General features: G+C 66.0%; 11 protein-coding genes and 1 pseudogene. 8 read left to right on the forward strand and 4 right to left on the reverse strand.

Annotated elements, in window-relative coordinates:
• Both ACPYOG_RS08410 and ACPYOG_RS08415 read right to left on the reverse strand, forming a co-directional pair.
• Window positions 1–470, reverse strand: a pseudogene (locus ACPYOG_RS08410) (SUMF1/EgtB/PvdO family nonheme iron enzyme); the annotation flags it as partial.
• A complete protein-coding gene (locus ACPYOG_RS08415; RefSeq protein WP_481293784.1) occupies window positions 433–1,026 on the reverse strand; it encodes a helix-turn-helix transcriptional regulator in 594 nt (197 codons plus the stop codon). The pseudogene ACPYOG_RS08410 and the gene ACPYOG_RS08415, both read right to left, overlap by 38 nt.
• Before the next feature lie 159 nt (window positions 1,027–1,185).
• Here ACPYOG_RS08415 and ACPYOG_RS08420 point away from each other — a divergent pair, with 159 nt between their 5' ends.
• Genes ACPYOG_RS08420 through ACPYOG_RS08450 form a run of 7 tightly spaced genes read left to right on the forward strand, consistent with a single transcriptional unit; the run spans window position 1,186 to window position 11,429 of the window.
• Window positions 1,186–2,757 carry an ABC transporter substrate-binding protein gene (locus tag ACPYOG_RS08420; protein ID WP_481293785.1) on the forward strand — a complete coding sequence of 524 codons (1,572 nt, stop codon included), beginning with the start codon at window positions 1,186–1,188 and terminating at the stop codon, window positions 2,755–2,757.
• Between the two features lie 52 nt (window positions 2,758–2,809).
• Window positions 2,810–3,751 (forward strand): ABC transporter permease, encoded by a 942-nt coding sequence (locus tag ACPYOG_RS08425; protein ID WP_481293786.1) that lies wholly within the window; start codon window positions 2,810–2,812, stop codon window positions 3,749–3,751.
• Window positions 3,748–5,577 carry an ATP-binding cassette domain-containing protein gene (locus tag ACPYOG_RS08430; RefSeq protein WP_481293787.1) on the forward strand — a complete coding sequence of 610 codons (1,830 nt, stop codon included), beginning with the start codon at window positions 3,748–3,750 and terminating at the stop codon, window positions 5,575–5,577. The genes ACPYOG_RS08425 and ACPYOG_RS08430 overlap by 4 nt, the downstream gene beginning before the upstream one ends.
• Window positions 5,574–6,443, forward strand: a complete 870-nt coding sequence (locus ACPYOG_RS08435) for an ATP-binding cassette domain-containing protein (RefSeq protein ID WP_481293788.1) — start codon at window positions 5,574–5,576, stop codon at window positions 6,441–6,443. Before ACPYOG_RS08430 ends, ACPYOG_RS08435 begins: the two co-directional genes overlap by 4 nt.
• 23 nt (window positions 6,444–6,466) lie before the next feature.
• Entirely contained in the window at window positions 6,467–8,227 is a 1,761-nt protein-coding gene (locus ACPYOG_RS08440; RefSeq protein ID WP_481293789.1) for a sulfatase, read from the forward strand.
• Complete coding sequence (locus tag ACPYOG_RS08445; RefSeq protein ID WP_481293790.1) at window positions 8,224–9,891, forward strand: sulfatase family protein; 1,668 nt, start codon at window positions 8,224–8,226, stop codon at window positions 9,889–9,891. The genes ACPYOG_RS08440 and ACPYOG_RS08445 overlap by 4 nt, the downstream gene beginning before the upstream one ends.
• Window positions 9,892–9,923: 32 nt before the next feature.
• Window positions 9,924–11,429 carry a sulfatase family protein gene (locus ACPYOG_RS08450; protein WP_481293791.1) on the forward strand — a complete coding sequence of 502 codons (1,506 nt, stop codon included), beginning with the start codon at window positions 9,924–9,926 and terminating at the stop codon, window positions 11,427–11,429.
• 6 nt (window positions 11,430–11,435) lie between these two features.
• On the opposite strand, the gene ACPYOG_RS08455 is transcribed toward ACPYOG_RS08450, so the two are convergent.
• A complete protein-coding gene (locus ACPYOG_RS08455) occupies window positions 11,436–12,023 on the reverse strand; it encodes a P-loop nucleotide/nucleoside kinase family protein (protein ID WP_481293792.1) in 588 nt (195 codons plus the stop codon).
• Window positions 12,020–12,673: a bifunctional 4-hydroxy-2-oxoglutarate aldolase/2-dehydro-3-deoxy-phosphogluconate aldolase gene (locus tag ACPYOG_RS08460; RefSeq protein ID WP_481293793.1), complete on the reverse strand. Its 654-nt coding sequence runs from the start codon at window positions 12,671–12,673 to the stop codon at window positions 12,020–12,022. The genes ACPYOG_RS08455 and ACPYOG_RS08460 overlap by 4 nt, the downstream gene beginning before the upstream one ends.
• Window positions 12,674–12,923: 250 nt before the next feature.
• Between ACPYOG_RS08460 and ACPYOG_RS08465 the strand changes: the two genes are divergently transcribed.
• Window positions 12,924–14,078, forward strand: coding sequence for an ABC transporter substrate-binding protein (locus tag ACPYOG_RS08465; RefSeq protein ID WP_481293794.1), 1,155 nt, complete (start codon window positions 12,924–12,926; stop codon window positions 14,076–14,078).
• Window positions 14,079–14,088: the final 10 nt, after the last annotated feature.

Raw genomic sequence — 14,088 nt, forward strand, 5'->3', positions numbered from 1 at the left:
AGTCGGCGACCGGCCCAGGCGCAATAGGCCTGTGCATCGTTCCAGCTGACCTGCACGACCGGATGATCCTCCAGATCGTCCAGTGAGGACTGCCGTCCGTTCGGATGACGCCAATCCGCCCCTGCGACGCCGAGCCACCAGGGCGTCTGCGGCGGCCGGCCGAGGATCTCCGAGTCATCGCCGGCGAACGCGAGATGGAACACGGCCGAGTATCCGAAGACTTCGGACTCCGTGCGATATCCCGTGGCGTCCACGAACCGGGCGAAGTCGCTGTTCGTCACGGTGTGGACGTCGATCTCGAATGCCGTCAGCCCCACCTCGTGCAGGGGCCGCTCGCCATCCGCGGCGCGTCCATCTCCGGTGCGGTCGCCCATGACGAACGCGCCGGCGGGTATGCGGGCCTGGGGGATGCGGTGAGCGTCGCCGGCCATGTCAGTTGCCGACCGCGTGGCCGACGGGCTGCAGCTCGCGCTGCCGCTTGCGGATCATGTCGCGCATCTCGATGAGGCGATCGACCATCGTGTCCATCGCGGCCGCCCCCGTCTCGTGCTGGAAGTCCTCGATCGTCGTCGCGAGGTCGACGTCGAAGCCCGAGTCGGGGGCCGCCTCGATCGTGCGGTCCCGGAAGCGGTACTTGGCGATCTGCCGCTTGCGCGAGTCGATCTCGGTTGTCAGGAGCTCGATGACGGCCTCCTCGTCGAGGAACCCCGAGAAGAAGAGCCGGGCGCGGAACTCGTAATTGACGGACTCCACCGTGGGCTCGAACGGCGTGGTCAGCCATTTCATGAACACCTCGCGCCCGAGTGATGTCGCCTCGTAGATCTTGGCGTCGTGCGCGCCGGGGCGGGTGCTCACCGTGAACGTCACCCAGCCGCGCTCCGCCATCTGCGAAAGCGAGCGGTAGACCTGGCTCATCTGTGTGCGGGGACGCATGAACACGCCCTCCATGTCCATGTAGCGGGCCAACTCGTAGCCGGTCCGCGGGCGCACCAAGAGGATGCCGAGGAGGAGATGTTCCAACTTCATCGTGGTTCCTTTGCGTGTCGTACGGGGGCCGACGGCGTGAAAGGTACACCCCGCCCCCCCAGACCAAGTATTCCACAAATTGACTTTTTCTACTCAACTTGTTGAATACCGACCCAAAAGCTGCTAGCTTCGCCGGAAGGTCGGTCCACGGAGGACCGCATGGCACCGGAAGAGACAAAGATGTTCAACTTCAGGAAGCGACTGATCGCAGCAGCAGCCGCGACCGCGGTCGCTGCGATCGCACTATCCGGCTGCACGCCCGCAGCCTCCCGCGCGGGCTCGCCGTCAGCGGCCGCCGACGGGACCCTCACTATCGGGACGATCGTGGCTTCCACGACCTTCGCCGTCAACAACTCGGCCTGGGCCAACGAGTCGCCTTACCTCCAGGCGGTTTACGACACCCTCCTCCACGCGGATCCCGACGGAACGGTGAAGCCGTGGCTGGCGACGAAGTGGTCCTACAACGCCGACAACACGGTTCTCACCATGAAGCTCCGCAATGACGTGACCTTCACAGACGGCACCAAGTTCGACGCTTCAGCAGCGGCGAAGAACCTCCTGCGGTTCCGGGACGGTACCTCGCCGCAGAAGGCGTATCTGGCGACACTGGCGGATGCCGAAGCGGTGGACCCGACCACGCTGCGGCTGACGCTCAGCGCCCCGAACCCGTCGCTGCTGTCGTTCCTCACCCAGAACCCGGGGCTGGAGGAGAGCCCGGCCGCGTTCGGCACTCCTGGCGAGAAGACGACACCGGTCGGATCAGGTCCGTACGTGCTCGACAAGAAGGCGACCGTCGTGGGATCGACCTACGTGTTCACGAAGAACCCGAAGTACTGGGCGCCTCAGCAGCAGCACTACGCGAAGCTCGTGATGAACGTGTACTCGACTCCCACAGCGATCCTGAATGCCGTCAAGGGCCACCAGATCAATGGCGCCCCGCTCACCGACAACTCCACCATCCCGCAGATCAAGGGCGCGGGTTTCACCGCCAATGGCCAGCAGCTGAACTTCTTCGGGCTGCTGCTCTTCGACCGGGGCGGGGCGATCGCACCGGCGCTGGGGAACGTCAAGGTCCGGCAGGCCATCAACTACGCGTTCGACCGGAAAGCCATGCTGAAGGCGGTCGGGCAGGGCTACGGGGCGGTCACGTCGTCGATCTTCTCGCCCGACTCGTCGGGTTACGACAAGGCGATGGACAGCTACTACTCGTACGACCCGAAGAAGGCCAAGGCGCTGCTGAAAGAGGCGGGCTACTCGGGCGGCCAGATCACCCTCACCATGCCCACGTCATCCGGCTTCACTCCGGCGACCTACGCGCTTACGAAGCAGTACCTCGGTGATATCGGGATCAAGGTCAACGAGGTCAACGTGGCGCCGACCAGTTTCCTCGGCGACCTGCTCGCGGCGAAGTACGGAAGCACCGTGATGCAGCTGAAGGCGGCGCCGACGACCTGGGAGACCTTGACTCTGGACGTGCTTCCGACCGCCGGCTGGAACCCCTTCCCCACCAAAGACGCCACGGTGAGCGCGCTGGCCAAGACGATCCAGTCCGGCACGAAGGCCGAGGCGGCGGATGCGGCCAAGAAGCTGAACACGTACATCGTCCAGCAGGCGTGGTTCGCTCCCTGGTACCGGCCCCAGCAGACCTACGCGACGGACCCGACGACGTCTGTGCAGACCCAGACGGGTAACGCATACCCGTACCTCTGGAACTTCGTTCCGAAGAAGTGACGGTCTCGGGGTGGGGGTGACTCCCACCCCGATCGTTCGAAGGACTCCCACCATGCTCAGTTTCATCGCCCGGCGAATCGTCTCCGGCGTCATCCTCGTGGTCGCGATCTCGGTGATCGCCTTCCTCCTGCTCTACGCGGGCGGCGGGAACATCGCACGGCGGCTTCTCGGGGAGGACGCCTCGGCGCAGACCGTCGCCCAGAAGTCGCACGAACTCGGCCTCGACCAGCCGCTCATCTCCCAGTTCGGATCCTGGGTCTCCGGTGTCTTCCACGGCGACTTCGGCGCGTCCTGGTTCACCAGTCAGCCGGTCAGCGACGCCATCGTGAGCCGGCTGGCCGTGACCTTGTCGCTGGTGCTCGGAGCGACGATCCTCATCGCGATCGTCTCGGTCGTTCTCGGAGTCCTCGCGGCAACACGAGGCGGCTGGGTCGACACCGTCGTCCAAGTGGTCTCGCTCGTGGGAACCGCTATTCCCGGGTTCCTCATCGCCCTCGGTCTCGTGGTCGTGTTCGCCATCGACCTGGGCTGGGTCGCCCCGACCGGATACGTGCAGTTCACCACGTCGCCGCAGGGGTGGATCAGCTCGATCATCCTCCCGGTCATCGCGCTCTCCCTGGGTGGTATCGCGGGAGTGACGCAACAGATTCGCGGGTCCATGCTGGATTCGCTCCGCCAGGACTACGTGCGCACCTTGAAGAGCCGCGGACTGTCCAGCCGTTCCGTCGTGCTCAAGCACGTCCTCCGGAATGCCGCAGGCCCCGGTCTGGCAGTCCTCGGCGTCCACTTCGTCGGATTGCTCGGCGGAGTCGTCATCATCGAGCAGATCTTCGCCATTCCCGGTATCGGCCAGGTGGCGGTGACCGCGACGTCCCAGGGGGACATTCCGCTGGTGATGGGCCTGGTGGTCGCGACGGCGATCCTGGTCGTCCTCCTCAACCTCGTCGTCGACCTCGCCCAAGGTTGGCTCAATCCGAAGGTGCGTCTCTCATGATCGACCCTCTAGCCGGCGATCTCACCGACGAGATCCAGGCGGCGGTGACTCGGTCCTCGCGATCGCTGCTTCGCCGTCTGCTGAAGAAGCCGATCGCCGTGGCGTCGTTGTCGTTCCTCCTCTTCATCGTGCTGATCGCCGTGTTCGGGCCCTACCTCGCCCCGCACGACCCGAACGCAGCCTCTGCGGCGGACGTGCTCGGGCCTCTCAGCGCCACCCATCCACTGGGCACCGACAGCGCCGGGCGGGACGTGCTCTCGCGTCTGCTGTTCGCGACGCGCTTCAGCATCGCCGGAGCGGCTCTGGCGCTGATCGTGGCTGCCCTCATCGGTGTGACCGGCGGCCTCATCGCCGGGTACTACGGCCGGTGGTTCGAGGGACTGTCCTCCTGGGTCGTCGGGATTCTGCAGGCGCTCCCCGGAATCGTCGTCCTCCTTGCAGCGCGCGCGGTGCTCGGCCCGTCGCTGTGGACGTCCATGGCGATCTTCGGAGTGCTCCTGTCGCCGGCGTTCTACCGGCTCGTCTACTCGACGGTGACGGCGGTCAGAGACGAACTGTACGTGGATGCCGCCCGCGTCTCCGGGCTGACGGATGGCCGGATCATCTCCCGCCATATCCTGACGGTCGTCCGCGGGCCCGCGCTCGTGCAGGCATCCTTCGTCGCCGGCGTCGCCATCTCGATCCAAGCCGGACTCGACTTCCTCGGTCTGGGCGATCTGTCGATCCCGACGTGGGGGTCCATGCTCAACGAAGGCTTCTCGAACATCTACACGGACCCCGTGCTGATGCTCTGGCCGAGCCTCGCGATCGGTCTCACGTGCGTGTCCCTCGTCCTGCTCGCCAACGCGCTCCGCGACACCCTCGAGCAGAGCGGGAGAAAGCGTCGTCGCACACGCCGGGACAAGCCGGCATCCATTCCCCCGATCGAACGCGAGCCCATCGTCTCCCACGGTGGCGATCACCGATTCGACGGCGCGGAGGTGCTTCTCGCGGTCGACCAGCTCGCGGTCGGATATGGACAAGACGACGGCTCGATCACGACCGTGGTCGAGGACGTCTCGCTGACCGTCCGGCGCGGCGAGGTGCACGGTCTGATCGGCGAATCCGGATCCGGCAAGACGCAGACCGCCTGGTCGGTGCTCCGGCTGCTTCCGGACGGCGGCCGCATCGTGGGTGGCTCGATCACCTTCGAGGGACAGGATCTCGCTGGGAAGACCGAAGCGCAGATGCGGGCCCTGCGCGGGCTCAAGATCGCTTACATCCCTCAGGAGCCGATGTCGAACCTCGACGCGTCCTTCACCGTGGGGAGCCAACTGGTCGAGCCGATGAGAGTGAAGCTCAAGCTCAGCAAGTCCGCTGCCAAGGCGCGTGCGCTCGAACTGCTCCGACGAGTCGGCATCCCCAACCCGGAACGCACCTTCAACGCTTACCCGCATGAGATCTCCGGCGGTATGGCCCAGCGCGTCCTGATCGCCGGCGCGGTCTCGTGCGACCCCGATCTGCTGATCGCGGACGAACCGACCACCGCGCTCGATGTGACGGTCCAGGCGGATGTGCTCGACCTTCTCCGCAGCCTGCAGAGCGAACTGAACATGGGGATGATCCTCGTGACGCACAACTTCGGGGTCGTCGCCGACCTCTGCGACACCGTGTCCGTGATGCGATCGGGCCGGATCGTCGAGACCGGCCCCGTGCTCGAGCTCTTCGCACGCCCCCAGCACCCGTACACGCAGTCCCTGTTCGATGCGGTCCTCGACGAGAGCGAGGGAGCCGGTTCGGTTGCTGCCGACATCGAAACTGCCGACACGAATGGAGCCCTGCGATGAGCGAGACCCTTGTCGACATTCGGGATGTCGTCGTTGAGTACCCCGCGAAAGGCTTCGGGAAGAAGCCGTTCCGAGCCCTGAAGGGCGTGTCCTTGGACATCGCGGCCGGCGAGACCGTCGGCCTCGTGGGCGAGTCGGGCTCCGGGAAGACCACGTTGGGCCGCGCCGTCCTCGGCCTGGCGCCGGTCACCGGGGGTTCCATCAGCTACGACGGCCGCGACCTGGCCACGCTGTCGCAGAAGGCCCGGCGGGGGCTGGCCCAGGAGATCCAGGTCGTCTTCCAGGACCCGTACACGTCGCTCAACCCGTCCATGACCATCGAGCAGATCCTCATGGAGCCGCTGACCGTCAGAAACCTGTCTGTGAAAGATGCGCGTGCTCGAGTGCGCGGGCTCCTGGACGAGGTCAGGCTGCCGAGCAATGCCGGCGAACGGCTGCCCCGCGAGTTCAGCGGCGGCCAGCGGCAACGCGTCGCGATCGCACGGGCGCTGGCGCTCCAGCCGAAGCTGATCGTCTGCGATGAGCCGGTCTCCGCATTGGACCTCTCGACCCAGGCCCGAGTGCTCGAACTGTTCAAGGAGATCCAGCAGCGGACCGGTGTCGCGTATCTGTTCGTCTCGCACGACCTCGCTGTGGTCCGGCATCTCAGTCACCGCGTCGCGGTGATGTACCACGGCGAGATCGTCGAATGGGGAGAAGCCGAACAGGTGACGACGCGCCCCGAACACCCGTACACGCAGCGGCTCTTCCTCGCGGCGCCTGTTCCCGACCCCGTGCTCCAGGCCAAACGCCGAACGGAACGCCACGAACTTCTCGCCAACCAGAACCGCGAGTCGACCAGCACGGTCGCCGTCGCCGCCGTCTGATCTTTTCGACAAGGAACTCCATCATGCGCGCCATCATCCTGATGTTCGACAGCCTGAACCGGCACATGCTGCCGCCGTACGCCGACACCTTCGTCGACGCGCCGAACTTCGCGCGACTGGCGCGCAAGGCGACCACGTTCGACAACTTCTATGCGGGTTCGATGCCCTGTATGCCCGCCCGCCGCGAACTGCACACCGGCCGGCACAACTTCCTGCACCGCAGCTGGGGCCCGCTCGAGCCCTTCGACGACTCGATGCCCGAGATGCTGAAGAACGCGGGCGTTCATACCCACCTCGTCTCCGATCATCAGCACTACTGGGAGGACGGAGGCGGCACGTACCACACCCGTTACAACACGTGGGAGTTCTTCCGCGGCCAGGAGGGCGACAACTGGAAGGGCGATGCGGACGCCCTCCGCGGCGTGCGATTCCCGGCCACGCTGAGGACACAGGACGCCGTGAACCGCCGCTACATGGCGACGGAGGCCGAGCACACCCAGACCCGCACCGTTGACGCCGGGATCGAGTTCCTGGAGACGAACGTCGGAGCGGATCGCTGGCTGCTGCAGATCGAGCTCTTCGACCCGCACGAGCCGTTCTTCGTCCACCAGAAGTATCGCGAGCTGTACCCCGACACGTACGAGGGCCCGGAGTTCGACTGGCCCGACTACGCGAAGGTCGTCGAACCCGAGGACCAGGTCGAGCACGCACGCACGCAATACGCGGCGCTGGTCTCGATGTGCGACTTCTCCCTCGGCCGGGTGCTCGACTACATGGACGAACACGACATGTGGTCGGACACGATGCTCATCGTCAACACGGACCACGGCTTCCTGCTGGGCGAGCACGGATGGTGGGCCAAGTCGGTCCAGCCCTGGTTTAACGAGCTCGTGCATCTGCCGATGTTCCTGTGGGACCCCCGGTTCCAGGACGCGGACACGCGTCGCGGCGAACTGGCCCAGACCATCGACATCCCACCGACCGTCCTGAAATTCTTCGGACTCGACCCAGCGCCCGACATGCTGGGCCAGGATCTCGCGGTGGCCGAGGGGAAGAGCGGTGCGCTCTTCGGCATCCACGGCGGTCATGTGAACGTCACCGACGGCCGTTACGTCTATATGCGTGCGAGCGCGGATGCCGCGAACGGCCCCATCGAGGACTACACGCTCATGCCCACGCACATGCGCAGCAGGTTCGCCGTCGACGAACTGCTCGACTGGGAGCCGGCAGCGCCGTTCGACTTCACCAAGGGCCTGAGGACGATGCGAATCGACGCCGTGGGGACGTTCCGCATCAACTCCTGGCAGCACGGCACACTGCTGTGGGATCTGGAGACCGACCCCGGTCAGACGACGCCCATCGTCGACGACACCGTCGAACTGCGGATGATCGCCCTGTTGCTCGAGCTCCTGCGGAAGAACGACGCCCCGGGCAGCGTGTTCGCACGCCTCGGCCTGCCCGTCGAGGGCCCGGCCGACGCTCGCCACCTGTCCGCGCGACGAGACGCCGACCGGGCCAGGGCCGTCGCGGCTCCGCTCCCGGACATGGCGTCGCTTCCTGCTCTTCCGCTGCTCCAGACACCGGTCCATTCCCTCCTCGCCGACGACGCAACGCGGTCGGTGCTGGATCGTCACCTCCCGTGGCTGGGAACGACCGAGCTCGTCGCCTCCACGCCGTGGGCCACCGTCCTGGGCATGGCGAAAGCCGGCACCGTCGATGCGGCCAGTCTGGTCGCCATCGCGGAGGAGCTCGCGCAGGCCACCGCAGCGAGCGCCGTCTCGTGACCGGGGACCACGTCGGCCGGCCGAACATCGTCTGGATCAGCACCCACGACATCAACCCGGACCTGGGCTGCTATGCAGGCGTGTGGCCGGGGGCGGAGTACGCCGTGACGCCCCATCTGGATGCGCTGGCGGCGCGGGGCGTCCGGTTCGACAACGCCTTCGCCGCGGCGCCGATCTGCGCTCCGTCGCGTTCGGCGATCATCACCGGCTGCTATCCCACTGCGATCGGGACGATGCACATGCGATCCAAAGCCGTGCCGCCGGAGACGGTGAGACTTCTGCCGGAGGTGTTGCGTCAGGAGGGCTACTACTGCACGAACAACTGGTTCACCGATTTCCAGCTGGAGCTGCCCGACATCGTGTTCGATGAGTGCAGCCCCACCGCCCATTGGAGGAACAGACCGGACGAGTCGACACCGTTCTTCGCCGCGTTCCACGGGATGGCCACGCACGAGTCGCAGCTCTACCTGGACGACGAGGCCTTCGCGGCGGCGACCCGTCGCGTTCCGGAGAGCGCACGTCATGATCCGGCAGCGGCGCCCCTCCCGCCCTACTACCCGGACGAACCCGCCTTCCGGACCGCTTGGGCCCGGTACGCCGACCTGATCACCGCGATGGATCAGTGGGTCGGAGACATCCTCGCGGAACTCGAGGAGGACGGTCTGCTCGAGGACACGATCGTCGTGTTCTGGAGCGACCACGGCAAAGGCATGCCCCGGGCCAAACGCTGGCCGAACGAGTCGGGACTGCGTGAGCCGCTGATCGTCAGCTGGGCCGGACGGCTTCCTGCGGGCGTTGCCGCAACCGGTCTCGTCCACACGATGGACCTCGCGCCCACGATGCTGGGCCTGGCCGGCGTCGAGATCCCCGGAGGGATGCACGGCGTTCCGCTGCTCACCCCGGACGGCGCGGTCGTCGCGGAGCCGAACGCGTACACCTACGGAGGCCGCGATCGACAGGGTGAAGCGGAGGACCGTTCGCGCACGGTCCGGGATGCCCGATTCCGGTACATCCGCAACGACTTCCCCGATAAGCCCGCCATGATCCATACGGATTACCCGGACCGGTTCCCGACCTGGGAGGCGTACCGTCTCCTCGCTGCGGCCGAAGCACAGCAGCGCGCACGCGGCGAACGCCCCTCTGCGCTGGATCGGCTCCAACGCTCGGTCGTCGCGCAGTCGAAGCCTGCTGAGGAGCTCTACGACATCCTCGACGACCCCCATGAGACCGCGAATCTCGCGACCGACCCGGCCTACGCGGACGATCTCGCCCGGCTGCGCGCGGCGCTCGCCGGCTGGATCGACCGGTTCGGCGACCTCGGACGCATGCCGGAGGAGCAGCTCGAGGAGGAGTGGCGCCCGGACGGCCGCCGCAGACGCACGCCAGAACCGACCGCCGCCATCGAGAACGGTCTCCTGACGATCCGATCGAGTACGCCCGGAGTCATCCTCGGCTGGACGACGGAGGCTCCCACTGAGCAGCGATCGGTGGAGGGAACCGCGGGCGCCTTCGGATCGTCGTCGTCCGACCCCCGGCGGTGGCGTCCGTACTCCGGACCGGTAGCCGTCGATGCGCCGGTCCGCGTCAAGGCGTGGCGGCTCGGATACGAGCCGAGCACGGAACTCCTGGTCGAGGCCGCCCCGGCCCACACCGTCACCCTGTGACATCCGCATCCACGAACTCAAGAGGAATCTCGATGACTCGACCGAACATCATCTTCATCATGTCCGACGACCACGCGGCGCACGCCATCTCGGCGTACGGCAGCCGGGTCAACCGAACGCCGAATCTGGACCGGATCGCCGACGAGGGGATGCGGATGGACGCGGTGTACTGCACCAACTCGATCTGCAGCCCGTCTCGGGCGACGATCCTCACCGGAACGTACAGCCATGTCAACGGTGTCTCGTCGATCTGGACCGAGCTCGACTATCGCGTACCCACGTTCATCGATGTCCTGCACCGCAACGGCTACAAGACGGCGATGTTCGGCAAGTGGCACCTCGGCGAGCACGGCGACTCCGTGCCGAGGAGCTTCGACGCCTGGAAGATCTTCCCCGGCCAGGGCGACTACGTGGACCCGGAGATGATCGACGCGGACGGTGCGCACACGGTGCCGGGATATGCGACGGACATCGTCACCGACCTGTCGATCGATTGGATCGACAGCCTCGACCGGGACGAGCCGTTCTGCGTGATGGTGCACCACAAGGCCCCGCATCGCCCCTGGATCCCCGACGAGAAGCACAAGCACCTCTACGCCGACGGGAGCATCCCCGAGCCGGCGACGTTCTTCGACGACTACGCGACGCGAAGCAAGGCGGTCCGCGGCGTCCGGATGACGATCTCTGACGACATGGGCGCCGACGACCTGAAGACGGAGGTCCCTGAGCACCTCCGCGGACCCGAGAACCGCGCTGCCCGGATGAGCTGGAAGTACCAGATCTACATGCGCGACTACCTCCAGTGCATCCAGTCCATCGACGACAACGTCGGCCGCCTGCTGGATCACCTCGAAGAGACCGGGCAGGCGGAGAACACGCTGATCGTCTACACGTCCGACCAGGGGTTCTTCCTGGGCGATCACGGCTGGTTCGACAAGCGGCTCATGTTCGACCAGTCGCTGCAGATGCCCATGCTCGTGCGCTGGCCCCAGAGGATCGAACCGGGAAGCCGGTGCGAGGCAATCATCACCAACGTGGACTTCGCCGCCACGTTCCTGGACGCCTGCGGCATCGACCCGTCGGAACTCTCCACCTCACAGGGACGCAGCTTCCTCCCCCTCCTCCGCGGCGAGCAGCTCGCGGACTGGCCGGACGCCATGTACTACCGCTACTGGGAGCACGACGACCCGATCCACGCCGCTCCCGCGCACTACGGCATCCGCACCGACCGGTTCAAACTCATCTACTACTACGGCGCGGGCATGGGGGTTCCTGGCGCATCCGACCGCATCATGCAGCCGGAATGGGAGTTGTACGACCTCGAAAGCGATCCGACCGAGGTCCGCAACGTAGCCGACGACCCCCGCTACGCCGACGTCCGCCGGCAGCTCGAAGCGAAGATGGCCGAGTACCAGCGGCACTACCGCGATGAGCCTTACGCCGGCCCGGACACCCCGCAACCCGTCTGGGGACCGTATGACGAAGCCCTCTTCGAGCGCGTGCAGCAGTACGTAGCGCTCGTGAGGTCGTCCAGCTGAGGCGGGTCAAGCCTGAAGGGAACCGAGAAGGGCGTCGACCTCTGAGAAGTCGTCGTCCGTGTCGTTGGCGACCTGAACGCGCTCGACGCCTTCCCACGAGCATTTCAGCGATCCGAACGCTTGCCAGTAGGCGTCCCAGTCGTCGAGTTTGATGCGATCGCGAGCGCTGGCCCGCTCGATGAGACGTCGCTTGACGGTCTGCGGCGAGGCGACGACCTGGATGACACGGACGGGCACCTCCGGCCAGAGAGCTCCCGCCATGGCGGTGCGGAGGTAGTCGGGGTCCGAGAGGTAGGCGACGAACGGGGCATCCAGGACCACGGAGTGGCCGAGGCTCAGATTCTGGCCGGCGACCGCGAACAGCGTCTCGTATTCGAGCGGCATGACCCGGCGGAGGTAGACGTCGTTCGATTCCCGGTCGGAGGCGTTCTCGCCGAGCGCCTCGAGCGCGACGCCGACCAGCGGGCCCGCCAGGACATCCTTGTCCAGGTACAGAGCGCCCGTGTGCTCGCTGATGTGGCGGGCCACCGTCGATTTGCCGGACCCGGCCCCTCCGAGAGTGATGTATGCGGCGGGCCGCGTGGCGGAGCTCATCGTGGACTGCGGGCCCGCTCGATCGCGGCGACGAAGTCCTCTGCAGCCTTCGTGACGCGCTTCACGTCACCGTCGCTCCGGGCGGCCTTCGTGATCGCGCTGCCGACGCCGACAGCGACGACGCCGGCGTCGAACCATTCACCGACGTTCGCCGTGGTCACGCCCCCGGCCGGAACGAGCGGGATGTGAGCAAGTGGAGCGAGGACCGCCTTGGCATAGGGGATTCCGCCGGCCTCGGTCGGGAAGAGTTTCACCAGGTCCGCTCCGGCTTCGGCAGTGTTCAGGATCTCGGTCGGTGTGTACGCCCCGCTGATCGTGGCCACCTGATAGCGATTGGCGACGCGGATCATCTCCGGGTTCAGGTTGGGGCTCACGAGGAACTGTGCGCCGGACTGGATGCTCGACCACGCGGCGTAGCCGTCGAGGACCGTGCCGGCGCCGATCGTGACGCCTCGGCCGGCGAAACGTTCGGTCAGCCGCTCGATCACTTGCAGCGCGCCCGGGATCGACAGCGTGATCTCCAGTGCGCGGATCCCGCCGTCGACGGCGGCCGAGGCCACGTCGAAGGCTTCCTCCGCATCGTCCAGGCGGACGATGAGCACGGCGCCGGAATCGCGGATGGTCGTCAGGGTGTCGAGTTTGTGGAACACGCGACCAGTAAACACGCGCAGAAGGGAAAATGCAACCGATCTCAGCAACCGATCTCATTTAGTCGTACCAGAGGGTTGACATTCGATCTGCATGACCCTAGCGTGGCTGCAACCGATCTCAGCAACCGATCTCATTGGAGAGATTATGTATCGAAAGCGATGGGGCTTTGCCGTCGCGGCTGCCGCGACTGCAGCAATGGTGCTCGCGGGATGCTCCCCCACATCCTCGCCTGCCGAATCGAAAGGACCGGTGACGCTCTCGTACTGGGACTTCATCGATCCCACTCAGGACAACCCGCGCGCTGCCGCGTTGAAGGAGAACATCGCCGACTTCGAGAAGGCGAATCCCGACATCAAGATCAACCTTTCGGTGGTGTCGCTGGGTGACATGCTTTCTCGGCTGCCGCAGGCTGCGGCGGCGGGCACTGCGCCCGACGTGTTCAAGATGTTCTCGCCCGTGGTTCCTCAGATGGCTGCTGCTGGTGCGTACTCGCCGCTGCCCGCCGACGCCTCGAAGATCACCGACTGGCTGCATCCCACCGGCAATCTGGCGGGGCCGGACGGGAAGCAGGTGGCGGAGCCGTATGAGTACCGCACCTGCACCCTGTACTACAACCAGAAGATCCTGAGTCAGATCGGGGCCACGGTTCCGACGACGTACGACCAGGTCGTCGATGTCGCCAAGAAGGCCGCCGCCGCCGGGTTCACCGGGTTCGGAACCGGATTCTCGGACACCGACAACTCGGCCGTCATCGGCACCTTCTTCGATTGCTTCATGAACCAGATCGGTCAGCAGCTTCAAAAGGACGGGAAATACGACTTCGCCACGTCCAAGGGCGATGCGTTCGGCACGTTCCTTGCCGACCTCCGGGATGCGAAGGCTCTCGGTAAGAATGTCGTCTCCGACACGTACAGTTCGGTCGCCGATGGGCTCGCCAATGGGACCGTCGCGATGGCGGTGCTCGGTACGGAGCGGATCGTGACGTTCGGCAAGACCGCGCCCGACGTGAAGTCGACCTCGCTTCCCACAGCCTCCAGCGGTGGCACGACGGGGACCACCTTCGGATGGACCCTCGGCATCGGTGCCGGCAGCAAACATGCCGATGCCGCGTGGAAGTTCATCCAGTACATGACGGGCCCGAAGGCCGGCGCGGTCATGGCCACCGGCGGTGAAGTGCCTCCTCGTGCCTCGACCTACAAGCAGTCGTTCTTCTCCACCCCGGCGGCGAAGACCATCAACGACATCTCTGCGTACGTCAAGAGCAACAGCAAGCCGCGCAACTATCCCGATAACTGGAACACGTTGGCCACCGGTCTGGCCAATGCAGGGCAGGCGTTGATCCTGAAGGGCACGTCCGGCACCGAGTTCATCAAGTCCGCGCAAGACGCCGGAAACAGCAAGTAGCTCTTCCGGC

The organism is Leifsonia sp. HAY1-4F (assembly GCF_056755275.1).

What these genes read in the sequence shown, in the direction of transcription:
- ACPYOG_RS08415 (WP_481293784.1), bottom strand. Translation starts at nt 1,026, where the DNA reads ATGAAGTTGGAACATCTCCTCCTCGGCATCCTCTTGGTGCGCCCGCGG.
- ACPYOG_RS08420 (WP_481293785.1), top strand. Translation starts at nt 1,186, where the DNA reads ATGGCACCGGAAGAGACAAAGATGTTCAACTTCAGGAAGCGACTGATC.
- ACPYOG_RS08435 (WP_481293788.1), top strand. Translation starts at nt 5,574, where the DNA reads ATGAGCGAGACCCTTGTCGACATTCGGGATGTCGTCGTTGAGTACCCC.
- ACPYOG_RS08440 (WP_481293789.1), top strand. Translation starts at nt 6,467, where the DNA reads ATGCGCGCCATCATCCTGATGTTCGACAGCCTGAACCGGCACATGCTG.
- ACPYOG_RS08425 (WP_481293786.1), top strand. Translation starts at nt 2,810, where the DNA reads ATGCTCAGTTTCATCGCCCGGCGAATCGTCTCCGGCGTCATCCTCGTG.
- ACPYOG_RS08450 (WP_481293791.1), top strand. Translation starts at nt 9,924, where the DNA reads ATGACTCGACCGAACATCATCTTCATCATGTCCGACGACCACGCGGCG.
- ACPYOG_RS08430 (WP_481293787.1), top strand. Translation starts at nt 3,748, where the DNA reads ATGATCGACCCTCTAGCCGGCGATCTCACCGACGAGATCCAGGCGGCG.
- ACPYOG_RS08455 (WP_481293792.1), bottom strand. Translation starts at nt 12,023, where the DNA reads ATGAGCTCCGCCACGCGGCCCGCCGCATACATCACTCTCGGAGGGGCC.